This is a genomic window from Pseudomonas sp. SF2 (assembly GCF_036858055.1).
Lineage (GTDB): Bacteria > Pseudomonadota > Gammaproteobacteria > Pseudomonadales > Pseudomonadaceae > Aquipseudomonas.
In genome coordinates this window covers 180,603-198,247 of the sequence record NZ_JAMBDI010000039.1, presented here as the reverse complement: position 1 = coordinate 198,247, position 17,645 = coordinate 180,603, and the positions used below count along the sequence as shown (strand labels likewise).

The following is a 17,645-nucleotide window of genomic DNA, read 5'->3' as shown; positions in this document are numbered from 1 at the left end:
GGTTTACCCGCGAAGAGGCCTGTACAGGCAACCGACAAACAAAAAGCCCACCGTTAAAGGTGGGCTCTTTGCTGTAACAGGGCTGATCAGCTCTTCGGTGCTTCCACCGCTGCCTGCTGGTTGTTGCCCTGCCCGGTCTGCTCGTACCAGCCACCGCCAAGCGCCTTGTACAGGTTGACCTCGCTGGTCAGCTGCGACAGGCGGTCGCCGATCAGCGCCTGCTGGGCGCTGAACAGGTTGCGTTGGGCGTCGAGGAAGGTCAGGTTGCTGTCGATACCGATGCGATAGCGGCGTTCGGCCAGGCGGTAGTAATCCTGGTTCGCCTGCACCAGGTCGCGTTGCGCCTGCAACTGCTCTTCGAAGGTCTTGCGCGCCGCCAGGCCATCGGAGACTTCCTGGAAGGCGGTCTGGATGGTCTTTTCGTACTTGGCGACGTTGATGTCCTTCTGGATCTTCGAGTAGTCCAGGCTGGCCTTCAGGCTGCCGGCGTTGAAGATCGGCAGATTGATCTGCGGCTGGAACAGCCAGGTACCCTGGCCGCCCGAGAACAGGTGGCCCATGTCGGGGCTCAGGCTGCCGGCATTGGCGGTCAGGCTGATGCTCGGGAAGAACGCTGCGCGGGCCGCGCCAATGTTGGCATTGGCGGCCTTGAGCAGGTGCTCGGCTTCCTGGATGTCCGGACGACGCTGGAGGATGTCCGACGGCAGGCCGGCCGGTACTTCGGCCAGCTGGTCGGCATTGAGCTCCAGTGGCTTGGCCAGGTCGGCGGGAATGCCGGTGCCCAGCAGCACGGTCAGGCTGTTGACGTCCTGGGCGACCAGGCGCTGGTACTGCGAGTACTTGACCCGGGCGCCTTCCACTGCGGTACGCGCCTGGCTGACGTCGAGTGCCGAGGCTACGCCGACTTCGTTGCTGCGACGGGTGAGGTTGTAGCTTTCCTCGTAGGTCTTCAGCGTTTCTTCGGTCAGCTTGAACAGCGCCTGGTCGGCCTGCCAGGTGTAGTAGGCATTGGCCACGCTGGCTACCAGGCTGATCTGCGTGGAGCGACGCGCCTGCTCGCTGGACAGGTAGGTTTCCAGGGCCTGCTCGGTCAGGCTGCGTACACGGCCGAACAGGTCCAGCTCATAGGCGCTGACGCCCAGGGTGGCCGAGTACTGGCTGGTGATACCTGCTTCGCCCGTCTGCGACATGTTTGCCGGTACGCGTTGGCGGCTGCCACTGCCGGTGGCCGAAACCGCCGGGAACAGGTCGGCACGCTGGATACGGTACTGCGCACGGTAGGCGTCGATGTTCAACGCGGCGACGCGCAGGTCGCGGTTGTTGACCAGCGCGGTCTGGATCAGCTGCTGCAGTGCCGGGTCATGGAAGAACTGTCGCCAGCCCTGTTCGGCGGCGGCAACCTCCGCCGATTGCGTCGGCGAGTACGCAGGGCCTTGCGGCCACTGCTCAGCCACCGGCGATTCCGGGGTCTGGTAGTCGGGGATCAGCGAGCAGCCGCCAAGAATGAAAGCGGTTACCGCCAGGGACAACAAAGACTTGGTCATTGCCCAGCCTCATAACGTGGAGTTTCAGGGGTGGCGTCCTTTTCCGGCTCTTTGCTGCCGAACAGCGACGACACTGCGACGAAGAACAGCGGTACCCAGAAGATAGCCAGCACGGTCGCACTGATCATGCCGCCGATCACGCCAGTGCCGATGGCGTGCTGGCTGCCGGCGCCGGCGCCACTGGCGATGGTCAACGGTACCACGCCGAGGATGAACGCCAGCGAGGTCATGATGATCGGGCGCAGACGCATGCGGCACGCCTCGATCGCCGCGTCGTACAGGCTGCGGCCCTGCTCGTGCAGTTCCTTGGCGAACTCGACGATCAGAATGGCGTTTTTCGCCGCCAGGCCGATGGTGGTCAACAGGCCGACCAGGAAGTACACGTCGTTGGACAACCCGCGCAGGCTGGTGGCGATCAGGGCACCGATGATACCCAGCGGTACTACCAGCACCACGGCGATCGGGATCGACCAGCTTTCGTACAGGGCTGCCAGGCACAGGAACACGAACAGTACCGAGAGGGCGAACAGCGCCGGCATCTGCGAGCCGGAGAGTTTTTCCTCGTAGGACATGCCGGTCCAGGAGAAGCCGATGCCGCTTGGCAGTTCGCCAGCAATGCGCTCGACTTCGGCCATGGCTTCACCGGTACTGTAGCCCGGGGCCGGTGCACCGAGGATTTCCATTGCCTCGACGCCGTTGTAACGCGACAGCTTCGGCGAGCCGTAGGTCCATTCGCCCTTGGCGAAGGAGGAGAACGGCACCATTTCGCCGGCGCCATTGCGCACGTACCACTTCTGCAGGTCTTCCGGGCTCATCCGCGCGTTCGGTTCGCCCTGGATGTACACCTTCTTGACCCGGCCACGGTCGATGAAGTCGTTGACGTAGCTGGCACCCAGGGCAATCGACAGGGTGTTGTTGATGTCGGCGATGGTCACGCCCAGGGCGCTGGCACGTTCGTCATCGATGGTCAGCTGGTACTGCGGCTCATCGTTCAGACCGTTCGGGCGCACGGCGCTCAGGATCTTGCTCTGCGCGGCCTTGGCCAGGAACTGGTTGCGTGCCTCCATCAGCTTGGTATGGCCGACACCACCGCGGTCCTGCAGGAACACGTCGAAGCCGGTGGCGTTACCCAGTTCCAGCACCGCAGGCGGGGCAAAGGCGAACACCATTGCATCGCGGAAGGTGAAGAAGTGCTGCTGGGCGCGCTGGGCAAGGGCGAACACACTGTTTTCCTTGGAGCGCTCATCCCACGGCTTGAGCATGATGAATGCCATACCCGAGCTCTGGCCGCGGCCGGCAAAGTTGAAGCCGTTGACGGTGAACACCGAAGCCACGGTGTCGGCCTCTTCGCTGAGCAGGTACTCACGCATCTGGTCGACCACCACCTGGGTGCGCTCGGCACTGGAGCCGGCCGGGGTCTGTACCTGGGCGAACAGTACGCCCTGGTCTTCTTCCGGCAGGAACGCCGTAGGGATGCGGGCGAACAGCCAGATCATGCCGACCACGATCAGCGCGTAGGCCAGCAGGAACGGAGCCTTGTTGCGCAGGATGGTGCCCACGCTGCGCTCATAGCCGGTAACGCTGCGGTCGAAGTTGCGGTTGAACCAGCCAAAGAAGCCGCGCTTGGCCACATGGTGCTCGCCCTTCTTCAGCGGCTTGAGCATGGTGGCGCACAGGGCCGGGGTGAAGATCAGCGCCACCAGTACCGACAGGCCCATGGCCGAGACGATGGTGATGGAGAACTGCCGGTAGATCACACCTGTGGAGCCGCCGAAGAACGCCATGGGCAGCAGTACCGCCGACAGCACCAGGGCGATACCCACCAGGGCACCCTGGATCTGCTCCATCGAGCGCTTGGTCGCTTCCTTGGGCGGCAAGCCTTCCTCGGACATCACCCGCTCGACGTTCTCCACCACGACGATGGCGTCGTCCACCAGCAAGCCGATGGCCAGGACCATGGCGAACATGGTCAGGGTGTTGATGCTGAAGCCGGCAGCGGCAAGGATGCCGAAGGTACCCAGCAACACCACCGGTACGGTCATGGTGGTGATGATGGTGGCGCGGAAGTTCTGCAGGAACAGGTACATCACCAGGAACACCAGGACCACGGCTTCGATCAGGGTGTGGATCACGCCGCTGATCGATTCGGTGACCACCGGAGTGGTGTCATACGGGAATACCGCTTTCACCCCGGGCGGGAAGAACGGTTCCAGGTCGGCGATGGTCTGGCGCAGGGCCTTGGCGGTGTCCAGGGCGTTGGCGCCGGTGGCCAGTTTTACAGCCAGGCCGGAAGCCGGCTTGCCGTTGAACTGTGCGCTGACGGCGTAGTTTTCACCACCCAGGCCAACCTGGGCGACATCACCCAGACGCACCTGCGAACCGTCGCTGTTGACCTTGAGCAGGATCTTCTCGAACTGCTCGGCAGTCTGCAGGCGGGTCTTGCCGATGATGGTGGCGTTCAGCTGGGTACCCGGCATGGCCGGCAGGCCGCCGAGCTGGCCAGAGGACACCTGCACGTTCTGCGCGGCCACGGCGGTCTTGACGTCGACCGGGGTCAGCTGGAACTTGTTCAGCTTGGCCGGATCGAGCCAGATACGCATGGCGTACTGTGCACCGAACACCTGGAAGTCACCCACACCGGCAGTCCGCGAGATCGGGTCCTGCATGTTGGAGACGATGTAGTTGGCCAGGTCGTCCTTGGTCATGCTGCCGTCTTCGGACACCAGGCCGATCACCAGCAGGAAGTTCTTCACTGCCTTGGTGACGCGGATACCTTGTTGCTGCACTTCCTGCGGCAGCAGCGGGGTGGCCAGGTTCAGCTTGTTCTGCACCTGCACCTGCGCGGTGTCGGGGTTGGTGCCCTGCTCGAAGGTGGCGGTAATGGTCATGCTGCCGTCGGAGTTACTTTCCGACGACACATAACGCAGGTTGTCGATACCGTTGAGCTGCTGCTCGATTACCTGTACCACGGTGTCCTGCACGGTTTGCGCCGAGGCGCCCGGGTAGGTCACGGCGATGGCGATGGCCGGCGGCGCGATGCTCGGGTACTGGTTGATCGGCAGCTTCAGGATCGACAAGGCGCCGACCAGCATGATCACCAGGGCGATCACCCAGGCGAAGATCGGGCGATCGATAAAGAACTTCGACATGGTTTACTCCGCTTTGGCGTCTGCTTTCGCCGCATTGGCCTGAACAGGGCTGGCCGGCTTCTTGACGTTGGTGGCTTCGCTGACCTTGACCTCGACGCCCGGGCGCACGTACTGCAGCCCTTCGGTGATCAGGCGGTCGCCCGGGTTCAGGCCTTCCTCGATCAGCCAGTCGCTGCCCAGGGTACGGTTGGCCTTGAGCTGGCGCAGTTCGACCTTGTTCTCCTGGTTGACCACCAGCGCGGTCGGCGCGCCTTTCAGGTCGCGGGTCACGCCCTGTTGCGGGGCCAGGATGGCGTTGGCGTTGACCCCGGCCTTGAGCCGTGCATGCACGAACATGCCTGGCAGCAGGGTGTGATCGGGGTTGGGGAACAGGGCGCGCAGGGTGACCGAGCCCGTGGTCTCGTCGACCGCGACTTCGGAGAACTCCAGGCGGCCTTCCTGCTTGAACAGGCTGCCGTCTTCCAGCACCAGCTGCACCGAGGCGGCGTTGTCGCCGGCCTTCTGCAGCTGGCCGCTTTCCAGGTCACGGCGCAGCTTGAGCAGCTCGGCGGTGGACTGGGTGACGTCGACGTAGATCGGGTCGAGTTGCTGGATGGTGGCCATGGCGTTGGCCTGGCCATTGCTCACCAGTGCACCTTCGGTGAACGAGGAACGGCCGATACGGCCGCTGATCGGTGCCAGGACCTTGGTGTAGCGCAGGTCGATCTGCGCGCTCTTGAGCGAAGCCTCGGCCTGCAATCGTTTGGCATTGGCGTCGTCGTATTCCTGCTTGGAGACAGCCTGTTCGTCGATCAGCTGCTTGTAGCGCTCGGCCAGCGAGCGGGTGGCCTGCAGGTTGGCCTGGGCATTGGCCAGGTTGGCTTCGTACACGGCAGGGTCGATCTGGTACAGCTGCTGGCCTTCCTTGACCTCACTGCCTTCCTTGAACAGGCGCTTGAGGATGATGCCGTTGACCTGCGGGCGCACTTCGGCGACGCGGTAGGCACTGGTACGCCCCGGCAATTCCGAGGTCAGGGTGAAGGCTTGGGGCTGGATGGTCACGACGCCGACCTGAGGAGCCTGCGCCGCTGGCGCTGCTTCTTCTTTCTTACAGCCACTGAGCAGGGTGGCCAGGGCGACGGCGGAAACCAGAGCGGTAACGGCTGGCTTGAATTGCATGAGGATCCTCGGGTCGCTGGAGCTGGGAGACGCTCAAGAGTAGTGGAAGAGTCTTGATCTGGAAAAATTGCTATCCGGTGGATAAATAGCTTGCTAAGGAATATACTTACATTCATGGTTGTTTGTAAATACCGCTGGGTTGTACTCGGGTACTGCCACAGTCCTTGATTAGCTCATCCGCGAGGCACCCTGCAGAGGTGCCCCCGGAGTGTTCCCCGCACGCGCTGCGCGTTCGGGGCAGATGAGGTTTGTACTGCCATGGTCCGTCGAACCAAAGAAGAAGCCCAGGAAACCCGCGCCCAGATCATCGAGGCGGCGGAAAAGGCCTTCTACAAGCGCGGGGTTGCGCGAACCACCCTGGCCGACATCGCCGAACTGGCGGGTGTGACGCGGGGGGCTATCTACTGGCACTTCAACAACAAGGCCGAGTTGGTGCAGGCGCTGCTCGACAGCCTGCATGAAACCCATGACCACCTGGCGCGGGCGAGCGAAAGCGAGGACGAAGTGGACCCGCTTGGCTGCATGCGCAAGTTGTTGCTGCAAGTGTTCAACGAGTTGGTGCTCGATGCCCGAACCCGGCGTATCAATGAAATCCTGCATCACAAGTGCGAGTTCACCGATGACATGTGTGAAATTCGCCAGCAGCGCCAGGGGGCGGTGCTGGATTGCCACAAGGGCATCACCCTGGCGTTGGCCAATGCCGCGCGCCGGGGCCAGTTGCCAGGCGAGCTGGATGTCGAGCGCGCAGCGGTGGCCATGTTCGCCTATGTCGATGGCCTGATCGGGCGCTGGCTGTTGCTGCCTGACAGTGTCGATCTGTTGAAGGATGTCGAAAAATGGGTCGACACCGGGCTGGATATGCTGCGCTTGAGCCCGGCTCTGCGCAAATGACTCTTTGTGAAGGATTGTGAGGGAGTGTTACCCCTTTGTGTTAAGGGGCGATTAATGCTTTCGGATTGCTCAGCCGTGCAGGTTCTGCCGACGCGCCGAGATCTCTGTGGGAGCGGGTTTACCCGCGAACACCGGCGAAGCCGGTGCCNNAACCCGCTCCCACAGGGATCGCACAAGATGCAGGTTTGCAGCAAGGCAGCAGCCCCACAAGAGTACGGCCGCCTTCAGCGTCCGCGCAGTTGCCGGTCGGGCAATGCAAACGCTGCAAACAGTCCCAGCACAGCTACCCCGGCACTCCCCATCAACAACTGCCGGAACGTCTCCAGCAACCGCCCCTGTGTCACCAGGTCCACTTCGCCGGCCTTCAGGCTCCCCAGCAACGGATTACCCAGCGACTCGAACCCGCCCTGGTGCAGCAGCGCCAGCAGCAGGCTGGACATGCACGCCACCCCCATGGCCCCGCCCAGCGAGCGGAACAGGTTGGTGGTGCTGGTGGCCACGCCGATGTCCTTGCTGTCCACCGCGCTTTGCGTACCTACCAGCGAGGTCGGGAACTGCAGCCCGCAGGCGATGCCGGTCAGCAACATGAACAGCGCACTGGGCAAGGCCGACTGTGGCGGGGTCAGTGCCATGGCGAAAATGGCCAGCGGCATCAGCAGCGCGCCGGCCAGGATCTGCGGCTTGTAGCGCCCGGTCAGGCTGGTCATGCGCCCGCCGGTGAAGGCACCCATGGGCAGCCCCATCACTAGCGGCAGAAGGTGCAGGGCCGCGCTGTCGGCACCGGCGCCGGTGATGCCCTGGTAGCGCAACGGCATGAGCATGGTCAGAGAGATCGACTGGAAGCTGGCGAAGAAGATCACGCCCCAGCACAGCACCGCCACGCGGTTGCCGAACAGGCCGAGCGGCAGCAGTGGCTCCGGGCAGCGGCGTTCATGGGCGATGAACAGCACCAGGCCCAGCGCGGCGCAGGCGAACAGGGCCAGCACGGGTGGGTCGGCCCAGGCGTGGCCCTGGCCAACCAGGGTAATGCCCAGCAACAGGCTACCCAGGCCAAGGATCAGCAGCACGGCGCCGAGGTAGTCCACCTGCGCCTTGCGGCGCTGTGCCGGCATGCCGCAGAGGGCGCGGCGGATCGCCCACAGTGCAACCAGCCCCAGCGGCAGGTTGATCCAGAACACCCCGCGCCAGGACAGGTATTCGGTCAGCCAGCCGCCCAGCACCGGCCCGGCGACGCTGGCCACCGCGTACATGCTGCTGAAGTAGCCCTGGTAGCGGCCGCGTTCTCGCGGGGGCACGAAGTCGCCGATGATCGCCTGGCTCACCGAGACCATGCCGCCTGCGCCAATGCCCTGCAGTACCCGGGCCAGCACCAGTTGCTGCATGTCCTGGGCCAGGGCGCAGGCGATCGAGGCCAGGGTGAACAGGCTGATGCCGGTGAGGATCATCCGGCGCCGCCCATACAGATCACCCAACTTGCCGTAGATCGGCACGGCCACGGTCATCGCCACCATGTAGCCGGAGATGACCCAGGCCAGCAGGCCGACATCGTTGAACTGCGCCGAGATCGCCGGCAGCGAGACGGCGACGATGGTCTGGTCCAGGGCGCCGAGGAAGATGGCCAGCATCAGGGCGGTGAGCACGTTGCGCAGAGTGGTGGGGGGCAGGGCGGCGGTCACGGGGATACCTTGTTTGTCTTTGGCGGCCTCTTCGCGGGTGAACCCGCTCCCACAGGTATGTCGCTGTTCCTGAGGGCAACGCCGTACCTGTGGGAGCGGGTTTACCCGCGAAAGGGCCCTTGGATTGTAACCTGAGTTAGGTAGCTTCCTATGTACTATCTGCATCCCCTATGCAAGATCGGCATTGGCGCATTCATCCAGTGCGGCATGGCTGCGTGATATCGTTGGTATGCCACAGAGGCTGAAAACCGGGGCCTGCACCAGCTTGGTGCAGCATTATGCCGCAGGGTTTTCGCGCCGCTGTCTCCCACACCTTTTATTCCTCTGCCTGCATGTCGAGCATGACCGCCCAGATGGCGACGGTTGGAACAGCCCAGGTAGACCCGATTACAGGGGTCGGTAGTTACCGTTCGAATTTCAACTTATTTTGCGGAGTGATCATGCCCAAGGCTTCCCATCAAGATCTGCGTTTTGCCTTCCGCGAGCTGCTCGCTTCAGGTTCCTGTTATCACACCGCATCGGTGTTCGACCCGATGTCGGCACGCATTGCCGCAGACCTGGGCTTCGAGGTCGGCATCCTCGGTGGTTCCGTCGCTTCGTTGCAGGTACTGGCCGCACCGGATTTCGCCCTGATTACCCTCAGCGAGTTCGTCGAGCAGGCCACCCGTATTGGTCGCGTGGCGCAACTGCCGGTGCTGGCTGATGCCGACCACGGCTATGGCAACGCGCTGAACGTCATGCGCACGGTCATCGAACTGGAGCGCGCCGGCGTGGCTGCGCTGACCATCGAGGACACCCTGCTGCCGGCCCAGTTCGGGCGCAAGTCCACCGACCTGATCCCGGTTGAAGAGGGCGTCGGCAAGATCCGTGCGGCGCTGGAGGCGCGGGTCGATTCGTCACTGTCGATCATTGCCAGGACCAACGCTGGCGTGCTCACCACCGAAGAAATCATCGTGCGTACCCAGAGTTACCAGAAGGCCGGAGCCGACGGTATCTGCATGGTGGGGGTGAAGGACTTCGAGCAGCTTGAGCAGATTGCCGAGCACCTGACGGTGCCGCTGATGCTGGTGACCTACGGCAACCCGAACCTGCGTGACGACGAGCGCCTGGCGCGCCTGGGCGTGCGCATCGTGGTCGATGGTCACGCAGCCTACTTTGCCGCGATCAAGGCCACCTACGACTGCCTGCGGCTGCAGCGCGGCCAGCAGAACAAGTCGGAAAACCTCAGCGCCACCGAGCTCTCGCACACCTACACCCAGCCCGAGGACTACATCCGCTGGGCCAAGGAATACATGAGCGTCGAGGAGTGACAGCGCGCTCCCTGTAGGAGCGTCACAGGTCCCGATCCCACTCGGGTTCGTCCTGGAACCGCTGCACGAGAAAATCCAGCATGCTGCGCAAGGTCGCCGGCATGTGCTTGCGTGAGGTGTACACCGCATTCAGGTTCAGCTCGCGCGGCCTGGCCTCGGGCAGCAGGCGCACCAGCTCGCCCCGGCGCAGGGCCTGCGCAGCCTGGTAGGTCGGCAGCATGGCGATACCAGCGCCGGCCAGCGCCGCCTTCTGCAGTGTCATCGCCTCGTTGGCACTGATGTTCCCCGCCACCGGCACAGCGACCAGCTGGCCGGCCACCTCGAAATGCCACAGGCTGTGGCCGAAGTAGGCATGGGTCAGGCAGTTGTGCCGGCTCAGTTCCTCGACCCGTTGCGGCGTGCCGTGCTCGCGCAGGTAGGCCGGTGCCGCACATACCACCGAGCGGCACACGCTCAGACGCCGGGCGATCAGGTTGGGGTCCAGGTCATTGCTGGTGCGGATGGCCAGGTCGATGCGCTCGTCCACCAGGTTGACTGTGCGATCGAGCATCTGCAGTTCCACCTTCACCCCGGGGTAGCGCCGGACGTAGGCGGCCACTGCATCCACCAGCTGTGCCTGGCCGAACGAGGTGCTGACACTGATGCGCAGCGCGCCCTTGGGCGCGTCATCCGGCTGCTGCACCGCGGCCTGCAGGTCGCCGGCCAGTTCCAGCAGTTGCCGGCAGCGGGGCAGGGTTTCCTGGCCGGCTGCGGTGAGGCTGAGCTTGCGCGTGGTGCGCTGCATCAGCCTTGCGCCAACCCAGTCTTCCAGCTCTGCCAGGTAGCGCGACACCACCGGTCGGGACAGTTGCAGATGATCCGCCGCCGCCGACTGGCTGCCCAGGTCGACGACGGTGACGAAAACGCGCATGGCGTTGAGACGGTCCATGATTTGCCCGATTTCAGAAACAAACTATGTTCGAGCATCGCATTTTTTGTCATGGATTGGGCAACTAAGCTGGTGGGCATTGTTCATCTGACGGGTGTTTGCGATGTCTCTTTTCACTCCCTTGCGTGGTCTGCTGCTGGCCTGCGTGACTCTGGCCGGCCCGGTGCTGGCTGCCGAACCCTTGCGGCTGGAGGTGTACAACCCCGGGCACGAGGCGATTTTCCCGGTCAGTTCGGTGATCGTCAGTGGCGAGCACGACGCCATCCTCGTCGATGCCCAGTTCGGCAAGGCCCAGGCCGAGCAGCTGGTGCAGCGCCTGCGGGCAGGTGGCAAGCAGCTGACCAGCATCTACATCAGCCATGGCGACCCGGACTACTACTTCGGCCTGGATACCCTGACCCAGGCCTTCCCCGACGCCAAGGTGCTGGCTTCGGCCGCCACGGTTGCCCATATCCGCCAGACCATGGATGCCAAGCTGGCTTACTGGGGCCCGCAGATGGGCACGGACAAGCCAGCGCGGCTGGTGCTGCCACAGGTGCTCGAAGGCAACCGCCTGACGCTGGAAGGGCAGGCCCTCGAGGTGGTCGGCCTGGACGGCCCGCAACCTGACCGCAGTTTTGTGTGGATCCCGTCGATCAAGGCGGTGGTCGGTGGCGTGGTGGTGTCGGAGAACATTCATGTGTGGATGGCCGACACTCAAACGGCCAAATCCCACGCCGACTGGCTCGGCACCCTGGCGCACATCGAAGCGCTGGCGCCGCGCACGGTCATCCCCGGGCACTACCTGGGGGACAGCAGCCGATCGCTGGAGTCCGTGCATTTCACGGCGAACTATATTCGTGATTTCGATGCCGAGACCGCCAAGGCGAAGGACGCCGGTGCGTTGATCGCGGCGATGAAGCGACGTTACCCGGGCCTGGCCGATGAAAGCTCGCTGGAGCTGGGGGCCAAGGTCGCCAAGGGCGAGATGAAGTGGTAATTCCGTTCAACTGATGGAGAGTATCCCATGAGCAAGATCGCAATCATCGGTGCCACTGGCCGCGCTGGCAGCCAGTTGCTGGAAGAGGCCCTGCGCCGTGGCCACAGTGTGCTGGCCATCGCCCGCGACCCGTCGCGGCTGCAGGGGCGGGACGGGGTGACCGTCAAGGCGCTGGATGCCAGGGACAGCGCGGCCCTGCAAGCGGCGGTCGCGGGTATGGATGCGGTGCTGAGTGCGGCGCATTTCTCGACCATCGAACCGCACGCCATCATTGAGCCGGTCAAGCGGGCCGGGGTCAGGCGCCTGCTGGTGGTGGGTGGTGCCGGCAGCCTGTTGCTGCCATCGGGGCATCGAGTGATCGACAGCCCGGACTTCCCCGAGGCATACAAGGCCGAGGCCACTGCCGGGGTGCGTTTTCTGGAGGTGTTGCAACGGGAACCGAACCTGGACTGGACCTTCCTGTCGCCGTCGGCGGAGTTCGTTGAAGGTGAGCGCAGCGGGCACTACACGCTGGGCAAGGATCATCTGCTGATCGGCGCGGATGGCAAGAGCTGGATCACCTTTGCCGATTACGCGATTGCCATGCTCGACGAGCTGGAAAAGCCGCAACATTCGCGGCAGCGTTTTACCGTCGGCTATTGAGTCGCCCCCTTCGCGGGTAAACCCGCTCCCACAGGTACTGCACTGATCTCGATGCCGGTGTATTACTTGTGGGAGCGGGTTTACCCGCGAAGGGGCCCTTGCAGGCTGGCCCGGTCCTCCAGCCAGTCCAGCAACTCCACAAGCCCCGCCGGCAAGCTCTTGGCCTGGCTCACCAGGTAATACCCCTTGCCGGTCATCACCTTGAGCGCAAACGGCATGCACAGCCGTCCCCCGCGCAAGTCATCGCCGATCAGCGACCAGTCGCCGATGGCCACGCCGGTCCCCTGCGAGGCCATGGCCATCGCCATGTCCAGCGTCTCGAAATGCTGCTTCGGCCCTTGAATGCCTAGCGTCACCCCCGCTGCCTGCAGCCACAACCGCCAGTCATGCTCATCCCGCGACGGGTGCAGCAGCATGTGTCGCGCCAGGTCCTCGACCTGCTGCAACGGTACCGGCCCCTGGCGCAATGACGGCGCGCACACCGGCGTCAGCTGCTCATCGAACAGCTTGCGCACGCGCAGCCCGTGGTTCGGCGCCTCGCCGTAGACCACCGCCGCATCGAAACCCTCGCGGCGGAAATCCACCCCATGCTGCACCGTGGTGGTCAGCTCCACCGGTACATCCGGGCGTAACGCCTGCCATTCCATCAGGCGCGGCAGCAGCCAGCGCATCACGCAGGTCGGAGCCTTGAGCTGCAAGGTAGTGCTGCGCCCACCTACCTCACGCACCCCTTGTTCGATCAGCGCGAACACCTGCTGCACTCGTGGCAGCCAGTCCTGGCCTTCACGGGTCAGGCTCAGCCCGCGGGCCTGGCGCTGGAACAAGGCATAACCCAGGTGCTCCTCGAGCGCTGCGATCTGCCGGCTGACGGCGCCCTGGGTGATATGCAACTGCTGCCCGGCACGGGTGAAGTTGCAGTGCTGGGCGGTGACCAGAAAGGTATGCAGGGCGGGTAGGGGCGGGAGGCGTTTCATTGCGCTAAGCCATGATTACAGGACATGGCTAGTATGTGTTTTTTTGCATTGTGGCGATAGCCGTGGCTGGGTCCAATAAGGGCATAACCCAACCAAGATTCATGGTGAAACCCGATGGCAACCTGCGGCGAAGTACTGGTAAAACTCCTTGAAGGCTATGGCGTGGACCATGTCTTCGGCATTCCTGGTGTACATACCGTGGAGCTCTACCGCGGCCTGGCCGGCTCGTCCATCCGTCATGTCACCCCGCGCCACGAGCAGGGTGCCGGGTTCATGGCCGACGGCTATGCGCGGACCCGCGGCAAGCCCGGGGTGTGCTTCATCATCACCGGCCCGGGCATGACCAACATCACCACCGCCATGGGCCAGGCCTATGCCGACTCGATCCCGATGCTGGTGATTTCCAGCGTGCAGTCCCGCGACCAGCTGGGCGGTGGCCGCGGCAAGCTGCATGAGCTGCCCAACCAGGCGGCACTGGTGTCGGGTGTTGCTGCGTTTTCCCACACCTTGATGAGTGCCGATGACCTGCCACAGGTGCTGGCCCGGGCGTTCGCCGTGTTCGAAGGCGCCCGCCCGCGGCCGGTGCACATCGAGATCCCGCTCGATGTGCTGGTCGAACCGGCCGATCACCTGCTGCCGGGGCGTCCGGTGCATGGCAGCCGGGCGGGGGCAGCGCCACAGGGCGTGGCGCAGATGGCCGAGCGCCTGGCCAATGCACGGCGGCCCTTGATCCTGGCCGGGGGCGGCGCGTTGGCTGCCGGCGCTGCGCTGGCGCGCCTGGCCGAACACCTTCAGGCCCCGGTGGCGCTGACCATCAATGCCAAGGGGTTGCTGCCGTCCAGCCACCCGCTGCAGATCGGTTCGACGCAGTCGTTGCCGGCCACGCGGGCGCTGGTGGCCGAGGCCGACGTGGTACTGGCAATCGGTACCGAATTGGCCGAAACCGACTATGACGTGACCTTCAAGGGTGGTTTCGAGATCCCGGGCAGCCTGTTGCGCATCGATATCGACCCGGACCAGACCGTGCGCAATTACCTGCCGGAGCTTTCGCTGGTGGCTGATGCCGCACTGGCCGCCGAAGCGTTGCTCGGTGCCTTGCAAGCCCTGCCGCAGCCGATGCGCGAAAGCACCTGGGGTGTGGCGCGCGTGGCCAATCTGCGCCAGGCACTGGCGACGGGTTGGGACCAGCCGACCCTGAGCCAGACGCGCTTGCTGACGGCGATTATCGAGCGCCTGCCCAATGCCATTCTGGTGGGCGATTCGACCCAGCCGGTGTACACCGGCAACCTGACCCTGGACATGGAGCAGCCACGGCGTTGGTTCAATGCCTCGACCGGCTACGGCACCCTGGGTTATGCGTTGCCGGCGGCCATGGGCGCCTGGCTGGGCAGCGCGGAACAGGTCGGCGAGCGTGCGCCTGCGGTGTGCCTGATTGGTGATGGCGGTTTGCAGTTCACCTTGCCGGAGCTGGCCAGCGCGGTGGAGGCGCAAGTGCCGCTGATCGTGCTGCTGTGGAACAACCAGGGGTATGAGGAGATCAAGAAATACATGGTCAACCGGGCGATCGAGCCGGTCGGGGTGGATATCCATACCCCGGACTTCATTGGTGTGGCGCGGGCCTTGGGCGCTGCGGCGGAGCAGGTGGCGGATGTGGCGCAGTTGCAGGCGGCGTTGGGGCACGCGGTGGAGCGCAAGGGGCCGACCCTGATCCAGGTTGACCAGAATCAGTGGCAGGGGGCTGTGTTGGGTTGAGGAATTGCTATTGCCTGAGCTGGCCTCTTCGCGGGTGAACCCGCTCCCACAGGTACTGCACAGTTTTCAGTTTCTGTGCAAAACCTGTGGGAGCGGGTTTACCCGCGAAAGGGCCGGGGCAGGCGAAAGCTGAACTTCAGCCAGCAGTCGCCCGCAACCTGGCCACATCACGAATCGGCGGCGCGCCATACAGCCGGCTGTATTCACGGCTGAACTGTGACGGGCTTTCATACCCCACCCGATAGGCCGCCACCGCTGCCTCCAGCCCGTCATTGAGCATCAACCGCCGCGCCTCCTGCAGGCGCAGTTGCTTCTGGTACTGCAACGGGCTCATCGACGTCACGGCCTTGAACCGGTGGTGCAAGGTCGAGGTGCTGAGGTTGACCTCCCGTGCCAGGTCCTCGATGCGCAAAGGCAGCTGGTAGTTCTGGTTGAGCCAGGTAATGGCCTGGCAAACCCGGTGGGTCTGGCTGTTGGCCAAGGCGATTTCGTACAGCCGATAACCCTGCGGCCCACGCAGCAGGCGGTAGAGAATCTCCCGGCGGAACAGTGGCGCCAGCATCGCGATGTCGCGCGGGGTATCCAGCAGGCGGATCAGCCGCAGCAGGGCGTCGAGCAACGCGGCATCGGTTCTCTCCACATACAGGCCACGGCCGGAAGGCCGGTTGGGCACCAGCATCGGCCCGCTTTCGGCGATCAGCTGGCTGATCTCGGCCGGGTCCAGGTCCATGCGCAGGCCAAGGCTGGGGTGCTCGGGGCTGGCGTCGAGCCTTACGCCGCTCAACGGCAAGGTTACCGAAACCACCATGTAGTGCAGCGGGTCGTAGGCGTACTGTTCGTCCCCGAGGAACAGGCTCTTGCTGCCCTGGGCGAGGATGCACAGCGCGGGTTGCGCCAGGGTCGGCACCGAGCGCACGTTCTCGGTGTAGCGCACCAGGTACAGGTCATCGATGGCCGATGCCGGGCCGTGAGGCTCGCCGGCGTGGCGGCGGATCAGCTCGGCCAGCTCCTGGCGTTGCAGTTCCAGGCTCGGGTCGATGGACGTGGCGGTGGTCATGATGGCTTTCCTCTGCTGACCGACGCAGCATAGGTTTGGGCAATGGCGGGCGCTAGTCAAAAGCTGCACGTCGATTGCCTGATCCTGCCGCGCCGCAGGATCAGGCAATCGCCGAGCAGTAATGGCCTAACGCGCCGCGCGGGTGAGCCCCTAACCTTGGCAACCTGGCTTTTCCGTCCGCCTGCTTCAAGGAGATTGTGCAATGACCCCGACACAACCGGTCACCCACCTTGCTTTCATCCGTGCCAGCAGCGGGCGCTCGGCGGAGCTGGGCGCGCGCCTGCGTGACCTGCTCGAGCCCTCACTGCGGGCACCGGGTTGCCTGAGTTTCACGGTGCAGCGTTCCCAGGCAGATGCCGACCTATGGTTGCTCAGTGGAAGCTGGCGTGACCAGCAGGCGATGAGTGGGTACTTTGCTTCGCCAACGCTGGAGGTGTTTGGCGAGCTGGTGCAGGCACGGGTGGTCAGCAGCCTGGATCTGCATACCTTTGATTGATCTGTCGCCTGTACCGGCGATAGGGCCGGTACAGGCAAATAGGGTAAAATGCCGGCCCTCGATCAACGAAGCGGACAGCAACATGGCACGTAGGGAGTTCCCGCATTTCGAAGCGGTTTCGGCGATGGTCCCGGTGGAAGGCGGCGGCTACAACGCGGCCATCGCGACCAAGGCCTTGGGCATGGGCGGTGCGCCGCGCTTTCACAAGATTCTCGACGGCCAGGTGTTCAAGGGCGCCGTGGCCGCCGACGAAGCGGCCACGGCCGAGCTGCAACGCCTGCAGGGCGTCAGCGAAGACGGTGAGCTGATCTGGTGATCAGGCCGGCGGGCGGGCCATCTTGAACAGGTTGCCCAGCTCGAAATAGTCTGCCGGGCCACCGCCACGCAGGATCGGTTCGGCAGCAGCGGTATCGTAGATGCCGTTCTTCAACAGGTGCTCGGCAATGTGCACCGCCACCACTTCACCCAGGATCAGCCAGCTGGGCACCGGTTCCTGATCGGCCCGCTTGAGCTGGACGATCTGGCTGACCTTGCACTCGAAGGCCACCGGGGTTTCGCCGACACGCGGCACGTTGACAATGCTCGACGCTGTGGCAGTGAGGCCGCTCAATTCGAATTCGTTTATCTCGGCGGCAACCGGTGCGCAGCTCTGGTTCATCTGCTCGGCCAACGGGCGGGTGGCCAGGTTCCAGACGAATTCGCCGGTCTGCTCGATGTTGTTCAGGCTGTCTTTGCGCCCGACGCTACAGAAACCGATGATCGGCGGGATGTAGTTGAAGGCGTTGAAGAAGCTGTAGGGCGCCAGGTTCAGGCGGCCTTCGCGGTCCTGTGAGGAGATCCAGCCGATAGGGCGGGGGCCGACGATGGCGTTGAACGGGTCGTGGGGCAGGCCGTGGCCTTTGGCGGGTTCGTAGTAATACATCTGTGCTGGGCTTGCTGGCCCTACCTCCTGGTGGACAAGGTGCCTAGTGTGCCAAGCCTGTGCCCGCCTGCAAATGATCAAGCCCGGCCGAAGCCGGGCTGGGGGCGCGCATCAGGGATCAGCTGATGCGGTGGGCGTTGGTGCGCTCGAAGCCGTCTTCGGCGAAG

General features: G+C 64.2%; 15 protein-coding genes. 7 read left to right on the top strand and 8 right to left on the bottom strand.

Going from position 1 to position 17,645, the window contains the following annotated elements; genetic code table 11:
* Positions 1-86: 86 nt before the first annotated feature.
* The 3 genes from M2S36_RS21160 to ttgA are packed head-to-tail and all read right to left on the bottom strand — an operon-like array spanning position 87 to position 5,851.
* Positions 87-1,544, bottom strand: coding sequence for an AdeC/AdeK/OprM family multidrug efflux complex outer membrane factor (locus M2S36_RS21160; RefSeq protein ID WP_063913230.1), 1,458 nt, complete (start codon positions 1,542-1,544; stop codon positions 87-89).
* Positions 1,541-4,693 carry a multidrug efflux RND transporter permease subunit TtgB gene (ttgB, locus tag M2S36_RS21155; protein ID WP_207836723.1) on the bottom strand — a complete coding sequence of 1,051 codons (3,153 nt, stop codon included), beginning with the start codon at positions 4,691-4,693 and terminating at the stop codon, positions 1,541-1,543. Before ttgB ends, M2S36_RS21160 begins: the two co-directional genes overlap by 4 nt.
* A 3-nt stretch (positions 4,694-4,696) precedes the next feature.
* Positions 4,697-5,851, bottom strand: coding sequence for a toluene efflux RND transporter periplasmic adaptor subunit TtgA (ttgA, locus tag M2S36_RS21150; protein WP_063913228.1), 1,155 nt, complete (start codon positions 5,849-5,851; stop codon positions 4,697-4,699).
* Positions 5,852-6,109: 258 nt separating this feature from the next.
* On the opposite strand from ttgA, the gene ttgR reads away from it, so the two are divergent.
* Positions 6,110-6,742, top strand: coding sequence for an efflux transport transcriptional regulator TtgR (gene ttgR / locus M2S36_RS21145; protein WP_207836720.1), 633 nt, complete (start codon positions 6,110-6,112; stop codon positions 6,740-6,742).
* 224 nt (positions 6,743-6,966) lie between these two features.
* Here ttgR and M2S36_RS21140 read toward each other — a convergent pair whose 3' ends face one another.
* The gene (locus tag M2S36_RS21140) at positions 6,967-8,418 is read right to left on the bottom strand and encodes an MDR family MFS transporter (protein WP_333957790.1); all 1,452 of its coding nucleotides are present in this window, start codon (positions 8,416-8,418) and stop codon (positions 6,967-6,969) included.
* Positions 8,419-8,858: 440 nt separating this feature from the next.
* Here M2S36_RS21140 and M2S36_RS21135 point away from each other — a divergent pair, with 440 nt between their 5' ends.
* Positions 8,859-9,728 carry an isocitrate lyase/PEP mutase family protein gene (locus M2S36_RS21135; RefSeq protein ID WP_003259571.1) on the top strand — a complete coding sequence of 290 codons (870 nt, stop codon included), beginning with the start codon at positions 8,859-8,861 and terminating at the stop codon, positions 9,726-9,728.
* Between the two features lie 22 nt (positions 9,729-9,750).
* On the opposite strand, the gene M2S36_RS21130 is transcribed toward M2S36_RS21135, so the two are convergent.
* On the bottom strand, positions 9,751-10,656 hold the full coding sequence (locus tag M2S36_RS21130) for a LysR family transcriptional regulator (protein ID WP_333957789.1): 906 nt from the start codon (positions 10,654-10,656) through the stop codon (positions 9,751-9,753).
* A 103-nt stretch (positions 10,657-10,759) separates the two neighbouring features.
* Between M2S36_RS21130 and M2S36_RS21125 the strand changes: the two genes are divergently transcribed.
* On the top strand, positions 10,760-11,635 hold the full coding sequence (locus tag M2S36_RS21125; protein ID WP_207836703.1) for an MBL fold metallo-hydrolase: 876 nt from the start codon (positions 10,760-10,762) through the stop codon (positions 11,633-11,635).
* 27 nt (positions 11,636-11,662) lie between these two features.
* Positions 11,663-12,277 carry an NAD(P)-dependent oxidoreductase gene (locus M2S36_RS21120; protein ID WP_333957786.1) on the top strand — a complete coding sequence of 205 codons (615 nt, stop codon included), beginning with the start codon at positions 11,663-11,665 and terminating at the stop codon, positions 12,275-12,277.
* 80 nt (positions 12,278-12,357) lie between these two features.
* Here the strand turns inward: M2S36_RS21120 and M2S36_RS21115 are convergent, their stop codons facing one another.
* The gene (locus tag M2S36_RS21115; RefSeq protein ID WP_333957785.1) at positions 12,358-13,251 is read right to left on the bottom strand and encodes a LysR substrate-binding domain-containing protein; all 894 of its coding nucleotides are present in this window, start codon (positions 13,249-13,251) and stop codon (positions 12,358-12,360) included.
* Positions 13,252-13,365: 114 nt separating this feature from the next.
* Between M2S36_RS21115 and M2S36_RS21110 the strand changes: the two genes are divergently transcribed.
* Positions 13,366-15,003 (top strand): 5-guanidino-2-oxopentanoate decarboxylase, encoded by a 1,638-nt coding sequence (locus M2S36_RS21110; protein ID WP_333957784.1) that lies wholly within the window; start codon positions 13,366-13,368, stop codon positions 15,001-15,003.
* A 136-nt stretch (positions 15,004-15,139) separates the two neighbouring features.
* Here the strand turns inward: M2S36_RS21110 and M2S36_RS21105 are convergent, their stop codons facing one another.
* Positions 15,140-16,060 (bottom strand): AraC family transcriptional regulator, encoded by a 921-nt coding sequence (locus tag M2S36_RS21105; RefSeq protein ID WP_196178570.1) that lies wholly within the window; start codon positions 16,058-16,060, stop codon positions 15,140-15,142.
* Between the two features lie 202 nt (positions 16,061-16,262).
* Here M2S36_RS21105 and M2S36_RS21100 point away from each other — a divergent pair, with 202 nt between their 5' ends.
* Positions 16,263-16,556, top strand: a complete 294-nt coding sequence (locus M2S36_RS21100; protein ID WP_063913220.1) for a putative quinol monooxygenase — start codon at positions 16,263-16,265, stop codon at positions 16,554-16,556.
* Between the two features lie 82 nt (positions 16,557-16,638).
* Entirely contained in the window at positions 16,639-16,872 is a 234-nt protein-coding gene (locus tag M2S36_RS21095; protein WP_233687037.1) for a hypothetical protein, read from the top strand.
* Here the strand turns inward: M2S36_RS21095 and M2S36_RS21090 are convergent, their stop codons facing one another.
* A complete protein-coding gene (locus M2S36_RS21090; protein ID WP_063913219.1) occupies positions 16,873-17,478 on the bottom strand; it encodes a flavin reductase family protein in 606 nt (201 codons plus the stop codon).
* Positions 17,479-17,645: the final 167 nt, after the last annotated feature.

Excerpts from the sequence above, each read along its gene's own strand:
- ttgR (WP_207836720.1), top strand. The coding sequence starts at position 6,110 with ATGGTCCGTCGAACCAAAGAAGAAGCCCAGGAAACCCGCGCCCAGATC.
- ttgB (WP_207836723.1), bottom strand. The coding sequence starts at position 4,693 with ATGTCGAAGTTCTTTATCGATCGCCCGATCTTCGCCTGGGTGATCGCC.
- M2S36_RS21095 (WP_233687037.1), top strand. The coding sequence starts at position 16,639 with ATGGCACGTAGGGAGTTCCCGCATTTCGAAGCGGTTTCGGCGATGGTC.
- M2S36_RS21100 (WP_063913220.1), top strand. The coding sequence starts at position 16,263 with ATGACCCCGACACAACCGGTCACCCACCTTGCTTTCATCCGTGCCAGC.
- ttgA (WP_063913228.1), bottom strand. The coding sequence starts at position 5,851 with ATGCAATTCAAGCCAGCCGTTACCGCTCTGGTTTCCGCCGTCGCCCTG.
- M2S36_RS21135 (WP_003259571.1), top strand. The coding sequence starts at position 8,859 with ATGCCCAAGGCTTCCCATCAAGATCTGCGTTTTGCCTTCCGCGAGCTG.
- M2S36_RS21110 (WP_333957784.1), top strand. The coding sequence starts at position 13,366 with ATGGCAACCTGCGGCGAAGTACTGGTAAAACTCCTTGAAGGCTATGGC.
- M2S36_RS21105 (WP_196178570.1), bottom strand. The coding sequence starts at position 16,060 with ATGACCACCGCCACGTCCATCGACCCGAGCCTGGAACTGCAACGCCAG.
- M2S36_RS21160 (WP_063913230.1), bottom strand. The coding sequence starts at position 1,544 with ATGACCAAGTCTTTGTTGTCCCTGGCGGTAACCGCTTTCATTCTTGGC.
- M2S36_RS21120 (WP_333957786.1), top strand. The coding sequence starts at position 11,663 with ATGAGCAAGATCGCAATCATCGGTGCCACTGGCCGCGCTGGCAGCCAG.
- M2S36_RS21115 (WP_333957785.1), bottom strand. The coding sequence starts at position 13,251 with ATGAAACGCCTCCCGCCCCTACCCGCCCTGCATACCTTTCTGGTCACC.
- M2S36_RS21125 (WP_207836703.1), top strand. The coding sequence starts at position 10,760 with ATGTCTCTTTTCACTCCCTTGCGTGGTCTGCTGCTGGCCTGCGTGACT.
- M2S36_RS21090 (WP_063913219.1), bottom strand. The coding sequence starts at position 17,478 with ATGTATTACTACGAACCCGCCAAAGGCCACGGCCTGCCCCACGACCCG.
- M2S36_RS21130 (WP_333957789.1), bottom strand. The coding sequence starts at position 10,656 with ATGGACCGTCTCAACGCCATGCGCGTTTTCGTCACCGTCGTCGACCTG.